Source organism: Allobosea sp. GW821-FHT03A12, assembly GCF_058986765.1.
On the sequence record NZ_JBYSVZ010000004.1, the window covers coordinates 19,594 to 43,933 of the forward strand.

Sequence of the window (24,340 nt, forward strand, 5' to 3'; positions counted from 1 at the left end):
TTCCGCCCGCTCAGTGTCCGCCGCCGCCGGCATCGCCGCCGCCCGCCGCAGCGACCGTGGCTGAGCCGCCGCCTCCGCTGCCGCCGCCGATCAGCGCATGCTTGAAGTCGGTATGGGCGATCCAGAAATCGCGGCGGGCATTGATCGCCGCGACATTGGAGAGGATGCGGTTGCGCGCATCGGTGATGAGATCGGTGACATCGTTCAGCATGCCGCTGTATTGCAGCAGCGACTGCTCCTGGATGATCTTGCGCAGCGGCAGGACGTTGTTCTGGTATTGCCGCGTGATGTCGTAATTGGCGCGGTAGGCGGTATAGGCCTCGCGCGCTTCCGAGCGGGCATTGATCGCCTTTTCCGCCAGCCTGTTCGCCGCCTGCATGTAGGTCTGCTCGGCGAGCGCGACCTTGGACTGGCCGAAATCGTAGATCGGAATGTCGATCTCCAGCTCCAGCGTCTTGCTGCGGCTGGATTCGCGCTCGACATGGCCATGGTCGTTGATGCTGCGGCTGCGGTCATAGGTGCGCCGCCCAAGCAGGTCGATGTCGTTGACGAAGCGCGTCGCATTGGCGAGGCCGAGCGACTTCGCCAGTGTGTCGAGCTCGGCGCGCGCGATCTGGATGTCGATGCGCTTGCGCAGCGCCTCGGCTTCGATTGCCTTGACCGATTGTAGCCGGGGCAAGGGCGGCAAGCTGCCGAGCCGGAATTTCAGGTCGTTACCCCAGAGCCCGAGCTGGCGAATGAGCCGCTCGCGCTCCTGGCTCTGCTGCTGGCGCGCCTGGGCGAGCTGCACGGTCAATTCGGCCTCAAAGGCGAATTCGCGGGCCTGGTCGATCTTGTTGACGCCGCCGGACTCGCCGAGCCGCTTGAACAGCTCGGACGCCGCATCGGCTGAGGCCTTGGCCTCCTGATAGAACGCGACCTGCGCGTTGGCGGCAACGGCGCGGTAGTATTGGCGGCGGGCATCGGCAGCGAGCCGCAGCACCGCCTCGACCGCCCGCAACTGCGCGGTCTTGAAGCGGTCGCTGGCGATCTCGGCCCTGGCCGGCAAGGTGATGAGCGCGAGCAGGCTGCCGACGATCTGGCGCTCGACCTCGACCTCGAAGCGGCCGGAGAGCTTGGAAATGCCGAAGCGCGGATTGGGCGGCAGGCTGGCGGCGACCATCTGCGCCTCGGCGATGCCGAGCTCGTTGAACGAAGCCTGCAGGCCGCGATTGCTGAGCAGCGCGACCTGGACTGCGCTGTCCGCCGTCAGTGGCTTGCGCAGCAACTGGTCGACCCGCGCCTTGGCGGTCAGTGCGATCTGGTCGTCGCCGATCTTGACGACATCCTTGCCGATCTCGGCGTAAGTCGCGCCCTGGATCGGCGCCATGCCGCCATCGGGCGAGAAGCCGGCGCAGCCGCCGAGCACGGCCGCCGTCCCGGCGAGCAGGCCCCAGCGCAGCAGGCGGCGGGCGTTGGGCTTGGTCGGAGCGAGCACGGTCGGCCTTTCCTTCGATGATTCCGCGGCGCAACCGGACAAGGGGCGGGGAGCCCCTCCCCCTTGTGGGGAACGGAGGAGCCAAGGCGATCGGCGTTGCGCAGAGGAATCGAGCGATGCGGTCGGTCGGGCAGGCAGCGTCATGATTTCGGCCCGACCTGGCGGTTGAGCTCGCGCCAATCCTTGGGCTCGGCCGGACGGAAGCTGGCGGCACCGGCCGTCACGCTGCGATAGGAGACAGCAGGAACACGGGCGTTCGGATCGGCCGGCCGCGCCAGATGGTCTGGGATCGTGGCGGAGCAGGCGCCGAGCGCCAGAGCGACCGCCATCAGCAACGGCACCTTCACCAAAGTCACGATTCGGCATCCCCTGTTTCGATGCGGCAGGGGTAGCAGCGGGCTTTCGCGGGCGTCCGTTACAAATTGTTTCAAAGCGGCGCGGGCAGCCGGCCTGCGGGCGCGCTATTGTGCTGGCAACGAGATGACAGGGACCCGTTCGCGGGGAGACGGACATTCCAACCGAAGCACAGCCGGAAATGGAGCAGGCTCTCGTCACGACGACCGTCGACGATCACGGCCATATCCTGGTGGTCGACGACGATCCGCAGATCAGGCTGCTCGTCGCGCGCTTCCTGCAGCGGCACGGCTATCAGGTCACCGGCGCACCGGACGGGCGAGCCATGCTGGAGGCGCTGACCCACAGCGCCATCGACCTGATCGTGCTCGACCTGATGTTGCCCGGCCGCTCCGGCGTCGAGCTTTGCCGCGATGTCCGCGCGACCTCGCAGGTGCCGATCGTGATGCTGACTGCCCGCACCGAGGAGAGCGACCGCATCACTGGCCTGGAGGGTGGTGCGGACGACTACGTCACCAAGCCGTTCAGTCCGCGTGAGCTCCTCGCTCGTGTTCGGGCGCTGCTGCGCCGGGTCAGAGCGGGACAGGGCACCGCCGCCGCGCAGTCGAACGCGGTCGTGAGCTTCGATGGCTGGCGCATGGATCTGCGGCGGCGCGAATTGCAATCGCCGTCCGGGACGCTGATCGACCTCTCGACCGGCGAGTTCGACCTGCTCGTCGCCTTCGTCGAGCATGCCAACCGGGTGCTGTCGCGCGAGGCACTGATGCAGTTCGCCAAGGCGCGGATGAGCGACGATCCGTTCGACCGCACCATCGACGTCCAGATCAGCCGCCTGCGCCGCAAGCTCGAAGCCGATGCCAGGGGCGGCCAGCTGATCAAGACGGTTCGCGGCGCCGGCTACCTCTTTGCCTCGCAGGTCGACCACCAGCAGGGGCAGCCCGCTTGACGAACCTCGCCAAGCGGCTCTGGCCCGATACGGTCGCCAGCCGCGCCATCCTGATCCTGGTCGCTGCCCTGCTAGCCTTCCACCTGCTCGGCTACTGGGCCTATCGCGTCGGCGTCGAGAACCTCGCGACCGCTGGCCAGGATCGCGGCCTTGCCGAGCGCATCGTCTCGATCAAGCGGGCGATCGCCAGCCTGCCGCAGGCGCCGGAGCGCGACCGTGTCGCGCATGACCTGTCGAGCGCCAGCCTGGAAGTGCACTGGAGCAAGGTCAGCCTCGTCCTCGGCACCGCGCCGATGACCGAGCGGACCCGCGCCATGGAGGCGCGGCTCAAGGAGCTGGCGCCGGAGCTGGCGGCGGAATCCTTCCGCGTCGGCTTCGCCGATGACGGCGCGCTCGGTGCCGGCGAGGCCAATGCCTACAAGCACATGATGCTGGTCTCGGTCCGGCTCGACGACGGCTCCTGGGTCAACTTCTCCTCTTCTGCACTGGGGGCCTCGCAGCATCTCGACTGGGGGCTGACGGCGATCATGATCTGTTTCGCCGTCGCCATCGTCGTCGTCGCGCTCCTGCTGCTGCGCTGGGCGACGCGGCCCTTGCGCGATCTCGCGCTGGCAGCGGAGCGCTTCAGCCTCGATCAAACCCCTCAACCGCTTCCCGAAACCGGGCCCGTCGAGGTGCGCCGCGCCGCGCGCGCCTTCAACACGATGCGGGATCGCATCCGCAGCCTCGTCAGCGAGCGGATGCAGGCGATGGCCGCCGTCTCGCACGATCTGCGCACGCCGATCACGCGCCTCAGGCTCCGCTCCGAATTCCTGGAGGACGAGGCGACCCGCAGCTTGATCGACAGCGATCTCGGCGAGATGGAGGCGATGATCGACTCGACCCTGGACTATCTGCGGGGCGGGACTTCCAGCGAGCCGCTGCGCCCGGTCGATCTCGCCTCGGTGATCGAGACGATCGTCGACGAGCATGTCGACCAGGGCCATTTCGTCCTGCTGGTCGGGCTGAATTCCGCCCCGGTCCAGGGCAGATTGCTCTCCCTGAAGCGCGCAGCCTCCAACATCATCGGCAATGCCGTGAAGTATGGCGAGGAAGCCAGGGTCAGCATCACCGATGCCGGCGACAGCTTCGCCGTCACGGTCGAGGACAAGGGGCCCGGCATCGCCGAGGCCGATCGCGAGCGGGTGTTCCACCCCTTTGTGCGCCTGGAGGAATCGCGCGGCCGCCAGACCGGCGGCTCCGGCCTCGGCCTGACGATCGCGCTCGCCATCGCCCGCTCGCATGACGGCTCGATCACGCTGGAGAACCGCGCCGAGGGCGGCTTGCTTGTGACGCTGCTGCTGCCGAAGCTCGATCGGACGACCCAGCCCGCGCCCGATATGCGGGGATGACCATCAGCCTCTTCGCCTGACGCAGGGCGGTTTGCTTGCCTCGCTTCGGAGCAGCCCTAGACTGACCCCATGGCACATTCCCTGAAGCCCGGTGCGACGCCGGCAGTCGTCTCCGCCGGCCCGAACCAGCCGAACCTCGACTCCGACGCGGTCTGGGAGGCTCGGCGCGATCTTGCCGCCTGCTTCCGCATGGCGGCGCGCTACGGGTTCGAGGAGGGCATCTGCAACCATTTCTCGGCGCTGGTGCCGGGCTATGACGACCTCTTCATCGTCAATCCCTATGGCTGGGCCTTCCGCGAGCTCACCGCCTCGAAGCTGCTGATCTGCGACTTCCACGGCAATGTCGTCGCCGGCGAGGGCCAGCCCGAGGCGACCGCCTTCTATATCCACGCCCGCGTTCACAAGAACCTGCCGCGCGCCCGCGTCGCCTTCCACACCCATATGCCCTATGCGACGGCGCTCTCGATGACCGAGGGCGATCCGCTGATCTTCGCCGGGCAGACGGCGCTGAAGTTCTACGGCCGCACTGCGTTCGACCGCGACTATAACGGCCTTGCCCTCGACGAGCGCGAGGGCGACCGCATCGCCGGCGCAGTCGGCGATGCCGACATCGTCTTCATGAAGCATCATGGCGTCATGGTGCTCGGCCCCAACATCGCCGAGGCCTGGGACGATCTCTATTATCTCGAACGCGCCTGCGAGGTGCAGGCCCTGGCGCTTTCGACCGGCCGCCAGGTGCTGCCGGTCAAGCCCGAGATCGCCGAGGCGGCCTACCAGCAGATGCGCGAGGGCGATCCGGAATCGGCGCGCCTGCATCTGGCCTCGATCCGCCGCCAGCTCGACACCGAGGAGCCCGTGTACCGGGATTGAGACCTAGGCGCCCAGCTCCCGCAGCAACCCATCCAGCCGCGCGATGCCGGCCACGATCTGCGCCTCGTCGAGCGCAGCATAGCCGATGACGAGGCCGGCGCGGCGGTCGGGATCGTCCGGCCGGTCATAGAGTCCGCTCACGCCATAAAGGCCGAGCGAGGCGGCCGCAGCCCACTCCGTCAGCTCAGCCTCGCGCGCTTGCGGCAGCCCATTGATCCAGGCGAGGACGTGCAGGCCGGCATCGGTGCCGACGATGCTGACGCGATCGCCCAGTCGTTCGCGCAGGGCCTTCAGCAGGGCCGCTCGCCGCTCGCCATTGCGGCGCCGGATGCGGCGGACATGCCGCTCATAGGCGCCGCTTTCGATCAGCTCGGCCAGGGCGGCTTGTTCGAGTTCGGGCGTATGCCGGTCGACCATGCGCTTGGCTCGGGCGAAGACCTCGCGCAGCGCCGACGGCAGCACGAGATAGCCGAGCCGCAAGGTCGGCGAGAGCGTTTTCGAGACCGTGCCGAGATAGATCACGCTGCCGGCCTGGTCGAGCGAGCGCAAAGGCGGCACCGGGCCGACACCGTGCCGATACTCGGCGTCGTAATCGTCCTCGATGACGAAGGCGCCATGGCGTGCCGCCCAGGCGAGCAGTTCCTGCCGGCGCGGCGCCGAGAGGATGCTGCCGAGCGGCAATTGATGCGAGGGCGTGACGAAGGCGAGCCGCGCCGGCGGCAACATCGCAGTCTGCATGCCTTCACGGTCGACTGGCTGCGGCGAAAGCTCGGCCCCTGCCGTCAGGAAGGCTTGGCGGGCCAGATTGTAGCCGGGGTCCTCGATCACGACGCGGTCGCCGGGATCGAGCAATAGCCGCGTGCAGAGATCGAAACCCTGCTGCGAGCCGTTGACGACAAGGATATCGTCGACCTCGCAGCGCAGGCCGCGGCCGCGCCAGAGATAGCCTTGCAAGGCGGATCGCAATTCCGGCAGGCCACGCGGATCGCCATAGCGCAGGCGGCTCGGCCGTCTGGTCACCGCGTTCGCCAGTGCCCGCCGCCAGGCCAGCGTCGGGAAGTCGCTGCCGGCGAGCTCGCCATAGCGGAAATCGAGCGCGAAAGGCTGCGGGTTCCACGGAATGGGGGAGGCTGCCGCCAGTCGCCTTCCATAGGCGGAAAGTTCGACCGCGCGCGATGCTGGCGCGTTTCCCGGCAACGACCCCGGTTGCACCAATCCGGCCGCGACCCGCGCCCGCGCACCCGGCCGGGTTTCGAGATAGCCTTCGGCGGCCAATTGCTCGAAGGCGGCCGTGACGGTGGTACGCGACAGGCCCCATTCGGCTGCGAGCGCCCGCGTCGATGGCAAGCGCGAGCCGGGTGCATGGACACCGGCCGCGATCTCGCGCTTGATCGCTGCGACGACACGGCGTTGGGCGCCGACATCGTGCTCGACTGGCCCGGTCGGAATGCTCGAAACTGGTCGTTTCACGCAGGCCAGATTAACGGCATGACGACAGCGACCGCAAGGAGACCTGTTTCATGTACACGCCGCCGGCCTTCCGCGTCGACGATCGCGCCGAGATCCACGCGATGATGCGCGCCTGCCGGCTCGCCACCCTGGTCACCGCCACGGCCGAGGGTCTGCTCGCGACGCCGCTGCCGCTGATCCTGGCGGCGGAGGAGGGCGAGTTCGGCGTGCTCCACGGCCATCTCGCCCGCGCCAATCCGCAATGGAAGGCCGCGGCGATCGGCGAAGCCATGGTGCTGTTCAGCGGGCCCGATGCCTATGTCACGCCGTCCTGGTACGAGACCAAGCGCGAGACCGGCAAGGTCGTCCCGACCTGGAACTACCAGGCGGTGCATGCCTATGGCCAGGCCGAGTTCTTCGACGATCCCGAGCGCCTGCTCGACGCGGTCACGCGCCTGACCAATCTGCATGAGGGCACCCGGGCGCAGCCCTGGGCGGTCGATGACGCGCCGCCCGCTTTCGTGCAGGCGCAGCTGCGCGGCATCATCGGCCTGCGCATTCCGATCACCCGGCTCGAAGGCAAGCGCAAGATGAGCCAGAACCGCCCGCTGGCCGACCGTCTCGGCGTTGCCGAAGGGCTGGCCGCGAGCGAGCGTCCCAGCGATCTCGCCGTCGCCGCGATGGTACCGGTCGAAGGCTGAGGCTCAGTCCTGCGTCTCGCCCTCATAGGGCGTGGCGCGCATCGACGGGCGCTGGTTGAAGCGATCATACCAGCGGGCGAGTCGCGGCGCCCGCTCGCGGAAATCCGGCAGGTGGCGGAAGCTGAGCCAGGCCAGCGCCGTCGCCAAACCGATCTGGCCGACGGTCACCGGGCCGTCGAGATCGGCCTGTGTCTCCAGATAGTCATAGGCTTCGAGCAGCTTGGTCGTCTGCCCCTCGGCGAGCGGCGGATAGCGCAGTGCTTCCGGCCGGCGTTCGGTCTCCCAGCGCACGGCGATGCCGGCATCGCACAGGCCCTGTGCCAGCGCCTGCAAGCGCAGGGCTTCATAACGCGCCGGCCCCTCGCGCGGGATCAGCGAACCCTGGCCGGCGAGCCGGTCGAGATAGTCGCAGATCACCACGGAATCGAAGAGCGCCCCGGCATCGGGGGTCAGCAGTACCGGCACCTTGCCGAGCGGATTCCGGGCAAAGACGGCGTCGTTGCGGTTGGTCGGGCTGGTCTCGTGATGGACGACGTCGAGACGGTCGGCCAGCACGAGCTCATGAGCGCAGACCAGAACCTTGCGGGCATAGGGCGAGTGGCTCTGGTAGAGCAGGGTGAGCTTGTCCGACATCACGCCGCCTGCCCGGCGACTTCGGCCGGCGTCAGCCCGACCAGCTCGGCATAGCGCTCCGGATCGGTCGCGCCCTCGGTGACGACGGCGAAGACGCGGGAGGAAGCGTCGAGCTTCAGCGCGGCCCGCGCCTGCGGATCGCGCAGCGCCGCCAGCAAACCGGCAAAACCGGCCGCACCGCTCTCGCCGGCGACGATCGCCGGATCGCTGCCGGCCGGACGCGCCAGCCGGTTCATCGCCTCGACCGCGACCTCGTCCTCGACGGTCATGAAGGCATCGGCCGTGCGCGCCAGCACGCGCCAGGCGAGCGGCGAGGGATCGTAGCATTCGAGCATCGCCATCACCGTCGGCGCGCCATGGGCGATCTTGGTCGGCTGCCCGGCGCGGGCGCTCTCGAACAGGCAGGCGGCGCGGGCGGGATCGACCACGGTGAAGACCGGTCGCTTGTCGCCAAACTCGAGCGAGAGCTGCGCCGCGATCGCCGCGGCGATGCCGCCGACGCCGGCCTGGACGAAGACATGGGTCGGCAGCTCCGGCAGATCCCGCAAGGCCTCGCGGATGATCGCGGTATAGCCCTGCATGACGAGGCCGGGGATGCGCTCATAGCCGTCCCAGGAGGTGTCGGAGACGGTGGTCCAGCCCTGCTCATTGGCGATGCGGGCGGCCTCGACGATGGAATCGTCATAGGTGCCGGGGACGCGAACGACCTCGGCACCGAAGCGGGCAATCGCCGCGGCGCGGGGCTCGCTGACGCCGCCATGCATGAAAATCACCGAGCGCGCGCCGACGAGCTGCGCTCCCTGCGCGACCGAGCGACCGTGATTGCCGTCAGTGGCGCAGGCGAAGGTCATCCCGGCCGCGATTGCGCGAACCTCGGGCGACGCCAGGTCGGCTTCGTCGAGTGTTCGTCCGAGCCGTTCGCTCGCCGCCTCCAGCACCAGGCGCGTCACGGCATAGGCGCCGCCCAGAGCCTTGAAGCTGCCGAGGCCGAGCCGCTGGCCTTCGTCCTTGAGATGCAGTGCGCCGATGCCGAGCTCCTTGGCGAGATTGGGCAGGGCGCTTAGCGGCGTCGGTACATGCTCGGCTCTGCCTGCGAGATGCCGCTCGATCGCGTCGGCGCCGACGGGGCCGAGCGTCTGCGCATCGACCGGATGGAGTGGCTGGCGGAAGTCCGGGAGCTGGTTGAGCAGGAGCACGGCTTGCCTCTTTGAGATGTCCAGGTGAAGAGATATTGCAAGCGTCGTGAAAAAGGCGCTGCAATCAGCCGCCGGCCTTGCAAGTTTGTTTCACGATCATTGCCCCTGGAGCTGCGCTTGAGTGAAACGTCCGCTTCCGCCCTCGATGCCTTCGACCGGGCCATCCTCGCCATCCTGCAGCAGGACAACACCACGCCGCAGCGGGTGATCGGCGAGAAGGTCAACCTGTCGGCGCCGGCCGTGCAGCGCCGCATCCGCCGGATGGAGAAGGACGGCGTCATCACCGCCAATGTCGCGGTGGTCGAGCCGGCGGCGCTCGGTCACCCGATCACCATCTTCGTCGAGATCGAGCTGGTCAGCGAGACGGCAAAAGACATCGACGCGGCCAAGCGCGCCTTCCTCGCCGCGCCGGAGGTGCAGCAGTGCTATTACGTCACCGGCGAGGTCGATTTCATGCTGGTCGTGCTGGTGCCGAGCATGGCGGCCTATGAGGCGCTGACGCGCCGGCTCTTCTTCGCCGACGCCAATATCCGCAAGTTCCGGACCTTCGTCGCGATGGACCGCGTCAAGGCGGGGCTCAGCGTGCCGGTGGGGTGAAGCGCTGCTCCTTCCCGTCATGGTCGGGCTTGTCCCGGCCATCCACGACTTCACTCAAGCACTGCGGTGTTCAAGACATGGATGCTCGCCACAAGGGCGAGCATGACGAGATGGAATAGCGGCGAGCCCGCCTCACGACGTCAGCGCGCCCGCGGTCATGCCCTGGACCATGAACTTCTGCAGGAAGATGAAGGCCATCACCAAGGGCAGGCTCGCCAGCACCGAGAAGGCCATCATCGTGTTCCAGTCGGTGACGAACTCGGCCATCAGGCTGTAGATCGCCATGGTTAGCACCCGGTTTTCCCAGGATTCGATCAGCACCACCGCGAACAGGAACTCGTTCCAGGCGAGCAGGAAGGTGTAGAGCCCGGCGCCGATGAAGGCGGGATAGGACATCGGCACCAGCGTCCGGAAGATCGCACCGAGGCGCGAGCAGCCGTCGACCATCGCCGCTTCCTCGATGTCGCGGGGAATGTTGATGAAGTAGCTGCGCAGCATCAGGATGCAGAAGGGCAAAGTGAAGGTCAGGTAGACCACGATCAGCGAGGTGCGGGTGTCGTAGAGCCCGAGCGTGATGAAGATCCGGAAATAGGGGATGCAGAGCAGCACCAGCGGGAACATCTGCGTGGTGATCAAGAACATCAGCACCGCCCGCTGCCCGGCGAACTTGAAGCGCGCCAGCGCATAGGCCGCCATCGCGCCGAGGATTAGCGAGAGCACGGTGACCAGCAGGGAGATCAGCATCGTGTTGGCGAAGACGAGGAGATAGCGCGGGCTCGCGAAGATCTTGCGGTAACCCTCCAGCGTGAACACCTGCGGCAGCCATTCCGGTGGCATCCGCATCACCTCGATGTTGGGCCTGACCGAAACGGTCAGCATCCAGGCGAGCGGGAAGAACACGATCGCGATCGCGACCAGCAGCAGGACATAGGCGACGATGTTGAGCAGGCGCTCGCGCCCGCGAATGCCGATCTTGCCGAGATAGGGGCGTGTGTGCGCCGCGGCGACAGGCTGGGCGACGGTCATTGCTGATTGCTCATGGTTCGACGGACATAGATGGCGCTGACGATGAAGAGCACGATGAACATCACCACGGCCTCGGCCGAGGCGTAGCCGAACCGTAGCTTCTGGAAGCCGTCGAAATAGATTGCCGTCGCCAGCACTTCCGAACTATGCGCCGGGCCGCCGCCGGTCATGACATAGACCGGGTCGAAGGCGCGGAAGGTCCAGATCGAGTCGAGCAGCACGATCGTGGTGATGACGCCGCGCAGCTGTGGCAGGGTGATGTGCCAGAACTGCCGGAACAGCGAGGCGCCGTCGATTTCGGCGGCCTCGTAGAGCTGCTTCGGAATCGCCTGCAGGCCGGCGAGCAGCATCACCATGAAGAAGGGGAAGGCGCGCCAGACATTCATCGCCGTCACCGATCCCAGCGCCGTCGAGGGATCGCCGAGCCAGGAGATGGTGAAGTTGGCGTCGATGAAGCCGAGCGAGGCAAGCAGGCCGTTGAGCACGCCGAAGGGCTGCAGCATCAGCACCCAGATCATGCCCGCGACGGTCGGCGCCAGCAGCCAGGGCACGATCAGGAGGCCGCGCGCGATGGTCCGGAGGGCCGGGTCGAGATTCATGTTGAGCAGCAGCGCCAGGCCCAGCCCGATCACGAGGTGCAGTAGCACGCTGAAGAAGGTGAAGACGACCGTCTGCCAGAAGGCGCGCCAGAACAGCGGATCATTGGCGAGCGCGATGTAGTTGCCGAAGCCGACCCAGACCTCGCGCTGGAGGTTGCTGTCGTGGAAGCTCAGGCGGACCACGTCGATCAGCGGGTAGATCAGGAGCGCGACGAGGATCAGCAGCGACGGCCACAGGAAGGACGCGGCCAGGAGTTCCTCGCGGTATTTGCGTTTGATCGTCAGCAGCATGACTCGCCGATCGGTGCGGGGCGGCGGCACATCGCCACCTCTCAGAATGATCCGAGTCATCCCGGACAAGCCGCGAAGCGGCGCCGATCCGGGATCCATGCCGGAGCTTCAATCATGAAGGCTCAGGCATGGGTCCCGGGTCTCCCTTCGGTCGCCCGGGACGACTAACAGAGTGAATCCCGAAGGATCACTTGGCGCCGGCGAGAACCTTGTTCCATTCGGCCGCGGCGTCATCCAGCGCCTGCTTGGCGGTCTTCTTGCCCTGCACCGCGTTCTGAATCTCGGTGCTCATCACCTTGTTCATCTGCACGGCGTTGGGCATCGACAGGAAGGGCGACTGCGCGTTCGGCTGCGCCATCTGGGTGACGAAGGCCTGGAAGAGCTTGCGCTCCTTGAACCAGTCCTGGTTCGCGACATCGGTGCGGGCCGGGAAGCCGCCCGAACCCTTCGCCCACATCTCGATGCCCTTCGGGCCAGAGAGCCACTTCATGAAGGTCCAGGCCGCGTCCTTGTCCTGCGCCTGGCTGCTGATGGTGTTGAGCGAGCCGCGCACCATGGTGCCGGTGCTCTTGCCCTTCGGCAGCGGGGCGATGTCGTAGTTGAGGTTCGGATTGAGCTGCTTCTGGATGGCGACGCCCCAGGGCCCCTCGAACATCATCGCGACATTGCCCGAGGCGAAGTTGGCGCGCTTTTCCTTTTCGCCATTGCTCAGCACGCCCGGCACCGAGACTTTGTCCTTGTTCACCCGGTCGATGTACCACTCGATCGCGGCGACGCCCTCCGGGCTGTTGAACACGGCCTTGTTGGTCGCCGGATCCATCAGCGTCGCGCCGCTCTGCAGCAGCAGCGGGTAGATGTCATAGGTCATGTTGGTCGGCGGCTCGGCCTGGAGCGTGCCGGTGACTGCGAACTGGCGCTTGTCGGGATTGGTCAGCTTGCGCGAGTACTCGGCGAACTCGTCCCAGGTCTTCGGCGGCCCGGAAAGGCCGGCTTCCTTGAACCGGTCGGTGTTCCAGAACAGTGCCACCGCGCCGCTCTCGATCGGCAGGTAGTACTGCTTGCCCTTCCACTTCGCGTGGAAGGTCTCCGGGATGTTCGAGAAGAACTCTTTCGGCTCCTTGGCGATGCGCTCGTCGAGCGGCTCGATCATGCCGAGATCGGCGAATTCGGCGACCCAATCGACCTGGACCAGCAGTACGTCCGGCAGCTTCTTGGCCTGGTGCAGCACGATGGCGCGATCGTGGAAGCCGGTGAAGGGCGAGTCGACCGGTGTCAGCTTGATGTCGGGATGGTCCTTCTCGAAGGCGGCCTTGAGCTCGCCCATGAACTTCTCGCCGACCTCGGTGCCCTTCCACTGGCCCCAGCGGACCTCCTTCTGCTGGGCGACAGCGAGCGTCGGCAGGCTGATCGCCGAGGCGAGCGCCATCGCCGCGAGCGTCAGCAAGGAAGACCTGCGATGCTGATCCATATGCGTTTCCTCCCGGTTGATTATCGTTCTTGGGCTTGAGCAGCGCGTCCGTCGTTGCGGGCGCGCCGTAGTCACGAGATGGCCTTTCAGGCCGCACGCGCCTTGCGCAGAGCCTCGGGCACCGGAGGGGCGACCTTGACCAGCGTGGTGTTGTCGTCGACCAGCTTGCTCGTCCCGCCCACATTCATCCAGGTGAACATGTTGCGGAACATCTCCTGAAGCGAGGCCATGATCGCCGTCTCGGCCTCCTTCGGCATCTCCCAGAACGGCTTCTTCATCACCTTCCAGGACTTCTTGCGGGTGTTGTAGAAGAACTGCGCATCGGTCTCGCCCGCCCCCTTCTCGGAAAGGTGATTGGCGAAGGTGTACTCGCGGATCTGGTCCCTCAAGGCTTGCGGCAGGGCCGGGTGGTCGAAGATCAGGTTGTTGAAGCCGAGCGCAAGATGGACCTCAACCGCCTCAGCCTTCGGCAGCTTGGCGAGCTGCGTGCCGGGCAGGGTCGAGGCGCCATGCTGAACCGCGCCGGCCATGTTGTACTCGCTGCGGCAGATCGTCGAGATCGTCTTCAGCAGGTCGTAGTCGACATTGACCTGCGCAAGCGTGCCGTCGGGGAGCACCTTGCCGCCGTGATAGGTGCCGGAATTGATCGAGATCTTGCTGACGATCGGCAGCTTGGCGCTGCGCTTGGCCATCTCGGTGAGATAGACCTTCATGAAGGCGCGCAGCTCTTCCGGCGTGGTGTTCTCATGGCCGACCTCGCCGATCTCGGCGCCGAGCGAGATCGAGACGCCCTTGGGCTCGATGCCGCGCACGAACTCGGTGAAATGCGCGGTCAGCTCGGCATTGACGCGCTGCTGGTCCTCGACCGTCGCCAGCGACAGGTCGACCACCGTCGAGGCGTCGATGTCGATGCTGTACATGCCCGCCGCGACCTGCTCGCGCATGATGTTTTCGAGCTTGCGGACCTCGGCCTTCGGGTCGGCGAGATAGGCCTTGGCGTTGATCTGGTCATGGTCGGCCTGGAGGAAGACCGGGCCGACATGGCCCTCGCGCAGCGCCGCGGCGAGCACCGCCGCGGCGTATTCCAGTGGCGGCTGCTGGGCGTAGAGCGCTTCGCCCACCGCCTGCTCGAAGATGAAGAGCTTGGAATCGAGCTCCTTGCCGGCACGGAAGACGGCGCGGCAGGTGTGATAGCTCCAGCCGCGCAGGTTCATCGCCGGCACGGTCTTGCCCGACCATTTGCCGGCGGCGCAGGCGAGGTAGAGCTCCTGGATCGAGGCGGGCACGATGCCGGCGGCGTGGGCGGCCTCGCGGATCGCCCAGATCGCCACCGCGCGCGCCTCGGGCTCTGCAAGGGCAGCAGTCTCGGCCCAGCGGTCGAGCATCGCATCCGGCGGGCGCTTGCTCTTGCTGAAGTCGGGCGAGGAGCCGGCGAGATCGACGCCGATCGTCTTGAGGTCGTCGGTCAGCTCAGCGAGCGAGGCGCATGCCATGGGTCATACCTTCGAAAACGGCTTCGAAACGGACAGCGCCGGCGGTGTATCCGGGCTTCCGGCGAGGCGGCTCGGAGGCCTGCCCCGTCACGTTCGCAATCAATGCATGGCGTTTTCGTTATCGCAAGTGATATTATCGTTTTCGCGCATTGCAGCATAAGCCATGTTGCAATGCGCAATCGGGTCGAACCTCAGTTCGTATGCGTTTCGCCGGTCGCCAGCAGGGCCTGGACGGCAGCGCGATCGGGCATGCCGTCCCAGCCATTGGCGCGCTCGGCCTTGAGGGCCGCGACCGCGGCCGCCAGGTGTGCGGCTTCGACGGGGCTTTGCCCCTCGCACAGTCCCAGCGCATAGGCGCCGTGGAAGACGTCGCCGCAGCCGGTGGTGTCCTTCGCCGCGACCTTGAAGGCGGGGACGCTGACGAGCTCGCCATCGATCAGCCAGAGGCTGCCGGCGCTGCCGCGCGTCACGGCGAAGACCTTGTCGGATCCATCAGCGCAGCGCCGCAGCAGATCCTCGGCCGGGCCGTCGCCTGCATAGTCGCGCAAGCCCTCGGCGGAGAAGACGATGTGATCGGCCTTGGCGATCAGGCGGCGATTATCCTCCGGGGTGCCGCCATCGACATCGAGCACGCTGGGGATGCCGGCCGCATGGGCGCGATCGAGCACGATCGCCGCGCCGCCCGGCCAGCGCGTATCGGCCAGCACCGCGCCCGCTCCATCGAGGCCGCCTTGCGGCAGCACGCTCGCATCCTGCGACAGGCTGCGCCGGTTCGAGACGATGCTACGCTCGCCGCGCCGGTCGACCAGGACGATCGCCCGCAGCGTGTGCCCCTCCGGCAGGATGGCGACGCCGCCGCAGTCGACACCGTGGCCGCGCAGCAGCCGCAGGCCCGTCTCGCCGGCGGCGTCGGCGCCGACCCGGCCCCAATAGGCGGCCTGCCCGCCGAGATTGCAGATCGCCACCGCGGCCGTCGCGGCCGGCCCGCCGAAGCGCTCGGTGTAGCCGAGCACGCCGGTCTTGATGCCGGCCGAGGGCAGGGCCTCGACCTCGAAGACCTCGTCCTGGACGAGATTGCCGACACAGACGATCAGGCGGCCGCTCATGCCCGTCCTCCGTTGCCGGGAAAGACGATCGATTCAATGAGGCGTATCCGCCGGCGTCCTGGCCGCGTGGTCAGCATGTTTCGTCCCGCCGGATCTCATTCTCTGTCGTGCCGGCAGGATCCGGTTGCGCGGCGAAAGCGATGATGCCTGACGCTTTCACTTTCGCAACACCATTTTCGCAAACGCGCATTGCGTGTAGAGACGCTGCGGTCGTAGAGACTTCCAACCAATCGGGCTATGAAGCCGGCCCGGATTCGGCTCTGAAGCAGGCCTGCCATGGAACCGCTGAGCAAACGCCACGCCGACATTCTCGATATCCTCGGCAAGCGCGGCTATGTCGCGATCGAGGAGATCGTCTCGGCCTTCAACGTCACGCCGCAGACGGTGCGGCGTGATCTGCAGGACCTCGCCGACCGCGGCCTGCTGCGACGCCATCACGGCGGAGCGAGCGCCAATCTCTCGACAGCGAACACCGACTACGGCTTGCGTGTCGTCGAGACGGCGGGCGAGAAGGCCGCGATGGCGCAGGCCGCCGCCGAATTGGTGACGCCGGGCACCTCGCTGTTCATGACGCCGGGCACGACCATGGACGCGCTCGCCAAGGCGATCGCCGAGCGCCGCCCGCGCGGCCTGCGCGTCGTCACCAACAGCACGGCTGCTGCCGCAATCCTCGACAAGTGCCCGGAGATCTCGATCCTGATCACCGGCGGCCACTGGCTCGGGCCGAACCGGGCCTGCGGCGGCATGCATGCCGCCGCCTTCATCGAGAACTATCGCTGCGACCTGCACATGACCAGCATCGGCGGCATCGATGCGGCCGGGAATCTGCTCGAATACCGCGACGACGAGGCTGTGGTCGGGCGCACCATGCTGCGCAATGCCCGCCGTTCGGTCCTGCTCGCCGACCACACCAAGTTCAGCCGCGTCGCCATGGCGCGCCTCGCCCATCTCAGCGAGATCTCGACGCTGGTGACTGACCGCCAGCCGCCGGCCGCCACTGCGCAGATGATCCGCGACGCGCGCTGCGAGCTGATCGTAGCCGGCTGATCACGCAACGGTGAGCGCCGGCGCGTTGCGCGCTGGCAGGTCGGGCTCCTATCCTATCAGGAGGCCGCCCCGCGCCATATGGGCGTATCCCGCCGCGGCCGCGTCAGTCGAAAAAATCCTATCGTCGAAAGAGACACGTCATGCGCTATCAAACGCTTGGCCAGACCGGCCTGCTCGTCTCCGAACTGTGCCTGGGCACCATGACCTTCGGAGGCGGTGACACCGGCATCTGGGGCAATATCGGCCGGCTCGACCAGCAGGAAGCCGATGGGCTGGTGAAGACCGCGCTCGATGCCGGCATCAACTTCATCGACACCGCCAATGTCTATGCTGAGGGCAATTCCGAACAGATCACCGGCCAGGCGCTGCGCAATCTCGGCATCGCTCGCGACGAGGTCGTGGTCGCCACCAAGGTGTTCGGCCGGATGGGGCAGGGGCCGAACGGCTCGGGCGTCAGCCGCTATCATATCCTTGAGCAGGCCAAGGCCAGCCTGAAGCGGCTCCAGCTCGACCATATCGACCTCTATCAGATCCACGCCTTCGACAGCGTGACGCCGATGGAGGAGACCCTGGAAGCGCTTGATGCGCTCGTCCGGCAGGGGTTGGTGCGCTATGTCGGCGTCTCGAACTGGGCGGCCTGGCAGGTCGCCAAGGCGCTCGGCATCAGCGAGCGGCGGCATCTTGCCCGCGTCGCTTCGCTGCAGGCCTATTACACCATCGCCGGCCGCGACCTCGAGCGCGAGATCGCGCCGATGCTGCTCTCCGAGAAGGTCGGGCTGATGGTCTGGAGCCCGCTCGCCGGCGGCCTGCTCTCGGGCAAATATGATCGCCGCAACGAGCAGGGCGGCGAGGGCCGTCGCGCCAGCTTCGACTTCCCGCCGGTCGATCGCGAGCGCGGCTATGATGTCATCGACGCGATGCGGCCGATCGCCGAGGCGCACAAGGCCAGCGTCGCGCAGGTCGCGCTCGCCTGGCTGCTGCACCAGCCGGCCGTGACCAGCGTGATCGTCGGCGCCAAGCGGCCCGAGCAGCTCGCGGAGAATATCGCTGCGAGCGAGATCACCTTCACTGCCGATGAGCTGGCGAAGCTCGACGCGGTCAGCGCCCTGCCGAAGGAATATCCAGGCTGGATGCTGGAACGCCAGGGCGCCAACCGGGCCAAGCCCGATCCACGCCGCGTGGGCTGAGCCGTCAGAAGCGGTCGCTGGCTTCGAGATAGAGGCTGGCGATCGCTTCGATGCCGGCCTGGTCGTCTGTGTCGAAACGGCCGGGCTCAGGGCTGTCGAGATCGATCACGCCGATGACCTCGCCGTCGCGGATCAGCGGCACGACCAGCTCGGAGCGCGAGGCGGCGTCGCAGGCGATATGACCGGGGAAGGCGTGCACATCCTCGACCAGCATCGTTTCGCGCCGGGCGACCGCCGTACCGCAGACGCCGCGCCCGACCGGGATGCGCACGCAGGCCGGCTTGCCCTGGAAAGGTCCGAGCACCAGCTCGCCGCCGCGCATCAGATAGAAGCCGGCCCAGTTCAGCCGCGGCATCGCGTTATAGAGCAGCGCCGACAGGTTGGCGGCGTTGGCGATCGCGTCGCGCTCGCCATGCAGCAGGCCTTCGAGCTGCTGGACGAGCTCCCTGTAGAAGCCCGGCTTGTCGCTGGCCGAGACCGTCGCCGCCTGGAACATGGCTCGCCTCCATAAAGTCGAGGCTGGATATGCGCCGCCTGAGCGGATTTTGCGAGGGGTCAGAGCAATTCCAGCAAAAGTGCGCAGCGGTTTTGCGTCCGGAATTGCGTGGAAACAAAGAGATAGAGCGTTTTCGGCGAACCTGTGTTCGTCGGAAATGCTCTATTGCCGGCCGGAGGGCGGGGGGCAGCTGCGCGTCCAGAGCAGGAAGGCGGAGAGCCGCCGCAACTGCCGCCTGGCGAAATAGAGCACGTAGACCATCATGCGTCTCCAGATTGGGAGCCCACGACAGTCTCGTGGCGCTTTTAGCTTTGGTGACGCGGTGCAAGCTGCTCCGGCAAATCCCGCGACCGGCCCGCATCGCTGCGGTCCGATATTCAGATCATTCGCAATCGCCGCTCTGGGGTCAATGAAACGGCTGTTCAAAGATTTGATGACAGCAGGCGGAATTGCCCCCGGCGGTGGCCCGCCGGGGAATATTCAGGCGAAATGCCGGTTGGCCGGCCGCGGCAGGCCGAGATGGTCGCGCAGAGTTGGCCCCTGGTACTCCCGGCGGAATAGCCCGCGCCGCTGCAGCTCCGGCACGACCTTGTCGACGAAGTCGTCGAGCCCCTCGGGCAGGTAGGGGAACATCACGTTGAAGCCGTCGCTGCCGCGCTCGGTGAGCCATTGCTCCATCTCGTCGGCGATGGTCTTCGGCGTGCCGACGAAGGCGAGCCCACCATAGCCGCCGAGCCGCTGGGCGAGCTGGCGGACGGTCAGGTTCTCGCGGCGGGCGAGCGCGATCGCCCGCTCGCGGCCGCTCTTGCTGTGGTTGGTCTCGGGTATGTCGGGCAGGGGAGCATCCGGGTCGAAACCGGTCGCGTCATGGCCTAGCGCGATCGAGAGCGAGGCAATGGCGCTGTCATAGTGCACGAAGGAATCGAGCAGCGCCCGCTTCTCACGGGCTTCCTCGACGCTGTCGCCGACCACGGTCAGCACACCCGGCAGGATCTTGAGATGGTCGGGATTGCGGCCGGCCTTTTCCATTCGGCCTTTCACATCGGCATAGAAGGCCTGCCCAGCGGCGAGCGTGCCATGCGCGCCGAACACGACCTCGGCCGTCTCGGCCGCAAGCTGACGGCCGGGCTCGGAGGCGCCGGCCTGGACGATCACCGGCCAGCCCTGCGGCGGCCTTGCGATGTTGAGCGGCCCGCGCACCGAGAGGTGCTCGCCCTTGTGATCGATGCGCCGCATTTTATCCGGGTCGAAATAAAGCCCGCTCTCGCGGTCGCGGATGAAGGCGTCGTCGGCGAAGGAATCCCATAGGCCGGTGACGACATCGTAGAACTCGCGCGCCCGGTCATAGCGCTCGCCATGGTCGACCTGGGCATCAAGGCCGAAATTCAGCGCCGCATCCGGGTTCGAGGTGGTGACGATGTTCCAGCCGGCGCGGCCGCCGCTGATATGGTCGAGCGAGGCGAAGCGCCGGGCGATGTGATAGGGCGCGTCGAACGTGGTCGAGGCGGTGGCGACGAGGCCGATGCGCTCGGTCGCGCCGGCGAGCGCCGAGAGCAGGGTGAACGGCTCGAACGAGGTCACCGTGTGGCTGCGCTTCAGCGCCTCGACCGGCATGTTCAGCACGGCGAGGTGGTCGGCCATGAAGAAGGCGTCGAACTTACCGGCCTCAAGCTTCCTGGCGAAGCGCTTCAGGTGCCCGAAATTGAAGTTCGCATCGGGATAGGCGCCGGGATAGCGCCAGGCGCCGGTATGGATGCTGACGGGGCGCATGAAGGCCCCCAAGTGAAGCTGGCGCGCGGTCGTCATGGCTGGCCTCGGCAGGCGGTTGCTCAGAGCATGCTGAGCTATGCCTGCGTCCGCCGCTACGCCATGGCGCGGCACAAAAAGCCAAGAATCGTCTCTTTGGATCAGCAGCTACGCCAAAATCGTCTTCCTGGGCTGAGAGATAGGGAGAATTGCTCTCCCTTCGGCGGAGCCATTCTCGTCATGGTCGGGCTTGTCCCGACCATCCACGTCTTCACTCGGCTAGCGCAGTGTTCAAGACGTTGATGCTCGCCACAAGGGCGAGCATGACGCGTTGGTGCCAGCTTCCTCAGACAGCCGCCTTCTTGATCGCGTCCAGCACGTCGCTGCCGTACTTGCCGACGAACTCCTTCTCGACCTCGGCGGTAACGACCTTGGCCAGGGAGTCGCGGTCGGGGTTTTCGACCGCCTGCATGCCGGCCTTCTTCAGCGCGTCGAGGCTGGAGCCTTCGGTATCCTCGTTCATCTTGCGCTGGATACCGGCGCATTCGAGCGCGATCGAGGCCAGCATCTGCTGGACGTCGGTCGGCATCGCGTCGAACTTGCTCTTGTTCATCACCAGCGGGCCAGTGGTGAAGGCGTGGCGCGTCAGCGAGAGATGCTTCTGAACCTCGTTGAACTTGGCGTTGAGGATCAGCGTCACCGGGTTCTCCTGGCCGTCGACCGTGCCGGTCTCCAGCGCGGTGAAGAGCTCGGTGAAGGCCATCGGGGTCGGGATCGCGCCGAGCAGCTGGAAGGCCTTGATATGGGCCGGGTTCGGCGTGGTGCGGATCTTCAGGCCCTTCAGGTCGGCGGCGGTCGCGACCGGGCGACGGTTGTTGGTGAGGTTGCGCCAGCCGATCTCCCAGGTGGCGAGCGCCTTCAGGTTGGAGCCTTCGAGCTCCTTGCGCAGGCCGTCGCCGATCGGGCCGTCCATCACGGCCGCCGCGTGTTTGCGGCTCTGGATCAGGAAGGGCAAGTCGAGCACGTTGAGCTTGGGTGCCAGGCCGGTGAAGAACGGGTTGCCGGTCAGGCAGATGTCGAGCGAGCCGCCGCGCACCGCGCTGATCGTCTGCGCATCCGAGCCGAGCGCACCGTTCGGGAAGACCTGGATTTCATAGCGGCCCTGGCTCTTGGCCTTGACCTGCTCGGCGAAGAGCAGGGCGGCCTTGTGCCAGCTGTCGGCCTCCGGATGCGGATGGGCGAAGCGCAGCTTCACCGCCTGCGCCAGGGCCGGGCGGCCGATGGCGAAGAGGGCGATGCCGGCGCCAGCGCCGGTGAGGGCGGTTCTGCGGGTGATGGTCATGATGGCGTCCTCCGGTCTTGTCGTTGGTTGGGCAGGCAGAGCGGGGCGCTATCGCCCGTAGAGCCAGCGCGCCGGGACCGTGACGATCTCGGGCACGAAGATCAGCAGAAGCAGGATGGCGAGTTGCGCCAGCAGGAACGGCATCACCCCCTTGATGACGCGGTCCATCGGGATGCGGCCGACGGCGCAGACGACGTTGAGCACCGTGCCGACGGGCGGCGTTAGAAGGCCGATGGCGTTGTTGATGATGAACATCACGCCGAAATAGACCGGGTCGATCCCGGCCTGCTTGACGATCGGCATCAGCACCGGCGTCAGGATCAGCACGGTCGGGATGAAGTCGAGCGCCGTGCCGACGACGACGACGAGCAGCATCATCGCCAGCATCAGCAGCGTCTTGTATTCGATCAGCGGGCCGAGCAGGGCCGAGACCTGGCCCGGGATGTCGGCGATGGTGATCAGCCAGGCCGAGACCATCGCCGCCGCGACCAGGAACATTACCGCCGCCGAGGTCTTCAGCGCCGCGAGCAGGGCCGGGCGCAGATGCTCGAACTTCAGCTCGCGATAGATGAAACCGCCGACGAAAGCGGCATAGACCGCCGCGACAACCGCTGCCTCGGTCGGCGTGAAGGCGCCGGCCTTCATGCCGCCGATGATCAGGAACGGCAGGCCGAGCGCCCAGAGCCCGTCCAGGACCGCCTGGCCTATCTCGCGCAGGTTGGCGCGCTTTGCACGGGCGGTCGGCTCGTCGCGGGCGACGATGTACCAGGTGATGATCAGCGCAAGGCCCATCAGGATGCCGGGCACGATGCCGGCGATGAAGAGCCGCGTGATCGAGACGCCGGCGGCGACGCCGAAGACGACGAAGCCGATCGAGGGCGGGATCACCGGCGCGATGATGCCGCCGGCCGAGATCAGCCCGGCGGCGCGCGGCAGGTTGTAGCCGGCCTGGCGCATCATCGGCAGCAGGATCGCGGCGAGCGCCGCAGTGTCGGCGACGGCCGAGCCGGAAATGCTCGCCATCACCAGCGCCGCCAGCACCGCGACATAGCCGAGCCCGCCGCGGACATGGCCGATCAGCGTCACCGCCAGCGCGATGATCCGGCGCGAAAGGCCGCCGGCATTCATCAACTCGCCGGCGAGCATGAAGAAGGGCACGGCCATCAGCGGGAAGGAATCGGCGCCGCCGATCAGATTCTGCGCCAGGATCTGCGAGTCGAAGGTGCCGAGCTGCAGCATCAGCGCCACGCCGCAGACCAGCAGCGCCATCGCGATCGGCATGCCGAGCGCCATCGCCCCGATCAGCGAGCCCAGGAAGATGAAGACGGTCACGAGCGCTTCTCCGCCGCCTGCTGGTTCTCGAAGGCGGTGAGCTCTTCCGATTCCGCCCCGACGACGAGCTCGTCGTCCGGCATGCGGCCGGTCAGCAGCCGCGTCAGCGCGATCAGGTTGAGCGCGCCGATGCCGATGCCGCCGACGAGGCCGGCGAGATAGGTCACCGCGACGGGCACGCCGGTGACCGGCTGGTGGTTTTCGATATTGATCACGCCCTGCTGCCAGCAGCCGACGACCAGCATGCCCATGCAGAGCAGCGACAACGCCTCGACCGCGAGCCGGCACCACCAGCGGCCATTGCGGCCGAGCATGGTGACGACGGTGGTCATGCCGAGATGCTGGCCGTCCTTCGCCACTAGGAAGGCGCCGCCGAAGGTCAGCCAGACGAAGATCAGCCGCGACAACTCCTCCGAGGAGATGATGCCGGAGCTGAAGGCGTAGCGCAGCACGACATTGCCGAAGACCATGGCGATCATCACGACGAAGCCGGCGATCAGCACGTCTTCGGTCAGGCGCAGGAGCACAGCGCGGAGTTTCATCAGGCGGCTCCTTCGGCGGCGAGCCCGTACCAGCGCGCGGCGTTGTCGTGGAACAAAGCGAGGCGTTCGGTCACCGGCCGCTCATGGACCGCCGCCTTGAACACGTCGAAGATCGTCCCGAACGGAGCGCAGAGGCCGTCGACCGGGAAGTTGCTGGCGAAGGCGCAGCGCTTGGTGCCGAAGGCCGAGATCACACCGTCGATCACCGGCGCCTGCAGCTCCAGCGTCCAGGCCTGTCCGGGCACGCCGATGCCGGAAATCTTGGCGACGACGTTCGGCTCGCGCGCCAGCCGGCCCAGCGCCGCGCGCCAGGCGGCAAGGCCCTCAGGACTGCGGTCGGCCGGCAGTCCGGCATGGTTCAGGATGATGGTGGTATCCGGGAAATCGCGGGCGAGCTCGGCGGCTTCGTCCAGATGCCACCAGGGCGTTTGCAGATCGAAGCTGAGTCCGGCGCCGGCGAGCAAAGCATAGCCATCGCGCCATTTGGCATCGCGCATCGAGCCGGGCGCAGCGAAATCCAAACGGTGATCCGCGCGGGCGACGGCTCTTGGCTTGTGCCGGACGCTGCGGACCAGGGGCATCTCGCGATAGGCCACGACGACCTCGCCGACATCGGCGCGGTCGAGCCAGATCTGGCCGATCGCGGCGCTCGGCAGGCCATGCTCGCGCGCGACGTCGGAAGCCCAGCGCATCTCACCGATCGGATCGCGCGGATCCCATTCGCCTTCCATCAGCACGCTGCCGACGACGAGATGCCCGTCGATGGCGCGGCGATAGTCGGCCGGCATGAAGTCGCGTTTGATCGCGCTGTAGTCGCCATAGCGGAAGGCGACCGGGTGGTCGCTCAGCCAGGGATGATAATTGCGCGCGAGATCGAAGAAATGGTGGTGGGCGTCGATGATCGGCAGATCGTCATCGGCGCCGGAGGCGAGGAAGCGGGCGCGCTGGTCGGGGCTTGCCACCATGGCCTAGCTCCGCTGCGGCGGAAGGTAGGTGTGGTTCGGGCTGTGCCCGGCCGGTCCGGTGCTTGCGCCCGTCATCCCTGCCTCCC

The 24,340-nt window shown here is 67.0% G+C and carries 23 protein-coding genes; 7 read left to right on the forward strand and 16 right to left on the reverse strand.

All coding sequences use genetic code 11. The annotated features are described in order from the left end of the window. Positions 1-10 precede the first annotated feature (10 nt). Entirely contained in the window at positions 11-1,477 is a 1,467-nt protein-coding gene (locus tag AC3WLC_RS14165) for a TolC family protein (protein ID WP_493684578.1), read from the reverse strand. 140 nt (positions 1,478-1,617) lie between these two features. Next, a complete protein-coding gene (locus tag AC3WLC_RS14170; RefSeq protein WP_493684579.1) occupies positions 1,618-1,833 on the reverse strand; it encodes a hypothetical protein in 216 nt (71 codons plus the stop codon). A 179-nt stretch (positions 1,834-2,012) separates the two neighbouring features. Here AC3WLC_RS14170 and AC3WLC_RS14175 point away from each other — a divergent pair, with 179 nt between their 5' ends. From AC3WLC_RS14175 to AC3WLC_RS14185, 3 genes are all read left to right on the forward strand, one after another. Beyond that, positions 2,013-2,777 (forward strand): response regulator, encoded by a 765-nt coding sequence (locus tag AC3WLC_RS14175; RefSeq protein WP_493684580.1) that lies wholly within the window; start codon positions 2,013-2,015, stop codon positions 2,775-2,777. Beyond that, positions 2,774-4,168 carry an ATP-binding protein gene (locus AC3WLC_RS14180; protein ID WP_493684581.1) on the forward strand — a complete coding sequence of 465 codons (1,395 nt, stop codon included), beginning with the start codon at positions 2,774-2,776 and terminating at the stop codon, positions 4,166-4,168. Before AC3WLC_RS14175 ends, AC3WLC_RS14180 begins: the two co-directional genes overlap by 4 nt. Before the next feature lie 69 nt (positions 4,169-4,237). Beyond that, complete coding sequence (locus AC3WLC_RS14185; protein ID WP_493684582.1) at positions 4,238-5,038, forward strand: aldolase; 801 nt, start codon at positions 4,238-4,240, stop codon at positions 5,036-5,038. A gap of 3 nt (positions 5,039-5,041) precedes the next feature. On the opposite strand, the gene pdxR is transcribed toward AC3WLC_RS14185, so the two are convergent. Further along, positions 5,042-6,508 (reverse strand): MocR-like pyridoxine biosynthesis transcription factor PdxR, encoded by a 1,467-nt coding sequence (gene pdxR / locus AC3WLC_RS14190; protein WP_493684583.1) that lies wholly within the window; start codon positions 6,506-6,508, stop codon positions 5,042-5,044. Between the two features lie 50 nt (positions 6,509-6,558). Here pdxR and AC3WLC_RS14195 point away from each other — a divergent pair, with 50 nt between their 5' ends. Beyond that, positions 6,559-7,188 (forward strand): FMN-binding negative transcriptional regulator, encoded by a 630-nt coding sequence (locus tag AC3WLC_RS14195; protein WP_493684584.1) that lies wholly within the window; start codon positions 6,559-6,561, stop codon positions 7,186-7,188. Positions 7,189-7,191: 3 nt separating this feature from the next. On the opposite strand, the gene AC3WLC_RS14200 is transcribed toward AC3WLC_RS14195, so the two are convergent. Together AC3WLC_RS14200 and AC3WLC_RS14205 are read right to left on the reverse strand one after the other, a co-directional pair. Then, complete coding sequence (locus AC3WLC_RS14200; RefSeq protein WP_493684585.1) at positions 7,192-7,821, reverse strand: glutathione S-transferase family protein; 630 nt, start codon at positions 7,819-7,821, stop codon at positions 7,192-7,194. After that, positions 7,821-9,017: a diaminopropionate ammonia-lyase gene (locus AC3WLC_RS14205; RefSeq protein WP_493684586.1), complete on the reverse strand. Its 1,197-nt coding sequence runs from the start codon at positions 9,015-9,017 to the stop codon at positions 7,821-7,823. Before AC3WLC_RS14205 ends, AC3WLC_RS14200 begins: the two co-directional genes overlap by 1 nt. Positions 9,018-9,134: 117 nt before the next feature. Here AC3WLC_RS14205 and AC3WLC_RS14210 point away from each other — a divergent pair, with 117 nt between their 5' ends. After that, on the forward strand, positions 9,135-9,614 hold the full coding sequence (locus tag AC3WLC_RS14210) for an Lrp/AsnC family transcriptional regulator (protein ID WP_493684587.1): 480 nt from the start codon (positions 9,135-9,137) through the stop codon (positions 9,612-9,614). A gap of 132 nt (positions 9,615-9,746) precedes the next feature. Here the strand turns inward: AC3WLC_RS14210 and AC3WLC_RS14215 are convergent, their stop codons facing one another. From AC3WLC_RS14215 to AC3WLC_RS14235, 5 genes are all read right to left on the reverse strand, one after another. Further along, positions 9,747-10,640 carry a carbohydrate ABC transporter permease gene (locus tag AC3WLC_RS14215; protein WP_493684588.1) on the reverse strand — a complete coding sequence of 298 codons (894 nt, stop codon included), beginning with the start codon at positions 10,638-10,640 and terminating at the stop codon, positions 9,747-9,749. Beyond that, positions 10,637-11,530, reverse strand: a complete 894-nt coding sequence (locus AC3WLC_RS14220) for a carbohydrate ABC transporter permease (RefSeq protein ID WP_493684589.1) — start codon at positions 11,528-11,530, stop codon at positions 10,637-10,639. Before AC3WLC_RS14220 ends, AC3WLC_RS14215 begins: the two co-directional genes overlap by 4 nt. Positions 11,531-11,717: 187 nt before the next feature. Then, complete coding sequence (locus AC3WLC_RS14225) at positions 11,718-12,998, reverse strand: ABC transporter substrate-binding protein (RefSeq protein ID WP_493684590.1); 1,281 nt, start codon at positions 12,996-12,998, stop codon at positions 11,718-11,720. 86 nt (positions 12,999-13,084) lie between these two features. Next, a complete protein-coding gene (locus AC3WLC_RS14230) occupies positions 13,085-14,491 on the reverse strand; it encodes a hypothetical protein (protein ID WP_493684591.1) in 1,407 nt (468 codons plus the stop codon). A 191-nt stretch (positions 14,492-14,682) separates the two neighbouring features. After that, entirely contained in the window at positions 14,683-15,597 is a 915-nt protein-coding gene (locus AC3WLC_RS14235; protein ID WP_493684592.1) for a PfkB family carbohydrate kinase, read from the reverse strand. A gap of 276 nt (positions 15,598-15,873) precedes the next feature. On the opposite strand from AC3WLC_RS14235, the gene AC3WLC_RS14240 reads away from it, so the two are divergent. Together AC3WLC_RS14240 and AC3WLC_RS14245 are read left to right on the forward strand one after the other, a co-directional pair. Further along, positions 15,874-16,644, forward strand: coding sequence for a DeoR/GlpR family DNA-binding transcription regulator (locus AC3WLC_RS14240; protein WP_485846616.1), 771 nt, complete (start codon positions 15,874-15,876; stop codon positions 16,642-16,644). A 140-nt stretch (positions 16,645-16,784) separates the two neighbouring features. Then, entirely contained in the window at positions 16,785-17,831 is a 1,047-nt protein-coding gene (locus tag AC3WLC_RS14245; RefSeq protein WP_493684593.1) for an aldo/keto reductase, read from the forward strand. Positions 17,832-17,835: 4 nt separating this feature from the next. Here the strand turns inward: AC3WLC_RS14245 and AC3WLC_RS14250 are convergent, their stop codons facing one another. The 6 genes from AC3WLC_RS14250 to AC3WLC_RS14275 form a co-directional block, all read right to left on the reverse strand. Beyond that, entirely contained in the window at positions 17,836-18,327 is a 492-nt protein-coding gene (locus AC3WLC_RS14250; protein ID WP_493684594.1) for a GAF domain-containing protein, read from the reverse strand. A 480-nt stretch (positions 18,328-18,807) separates the two neighbouring features. Continuing rightward, entirely contained in the window at positions 18,808-20,133 is a 1,326-nt protein-coding gene (locus tag AC3WLC_RS14255) for an LLM class flavin-dependent oxidoreductase (RefSeq protein WP_493684595.1), read from the reverse strand. A gap of 286 nt (positions 20,134-20,419) precedes the next feature. Further along, positions 20,420-21,415, reverse strand: coding sequence for a TRAP transporter substrate-binding protein (locus tag AC3WLC_RS14260; protein ID WP_493684596.1), 996 nt, complete (start codon positions 21,413-21,415; stop codon positions 20,420-20,422). Between the two features lie 48 nt (positions 21,416-21,463). Beyond that, positions 21,464-22,747 carry a TRAP transporter large permease subunit gene (locus AC3WLC_RS14265; RefSeq protein WP_493684597.1) on the reverse strand — a complete coding sequence of 428 codons (1,284 nt, stop codon included), beginning with the start codon at positions 22,745-22,747 and terminating at the stop codon, positions 21,464-21,466. Further along, the gene (locus AC3WLC_RS14270; RefSeq protein WP_493684598.1) at positions 22,744-23,289 is read right to left on the reverse strand and encodes a TRAP transporter small permease; all 546 of its coding nucleotides are present in this window, start codon (positions 23,287-23,289) and stop codon (positions 22,744-22,746) included. Before AC3WLC_RS14270 ends, AC3WLC_RS14265 begins: the two co-directional genes overlap by 4 nt. Further along, on the reverse strand, positions 23,289-24,254 hold the full coding sequence (locus AC3WLC_RS14275) for an amidohydrolase family protein (protein ID WP_493684599.1): 966 nt from the start codon (positions 24,252-24,254) through the stop codon (positions 23,289-23,291). The genes AC3WLC_RS14270 and AC3WLC_RS14275 overlap by 1 nt, the downstream gene beginning before the upstream one ends. Positions 24,255-24,340: the final 86 nt, after the last annotated feature.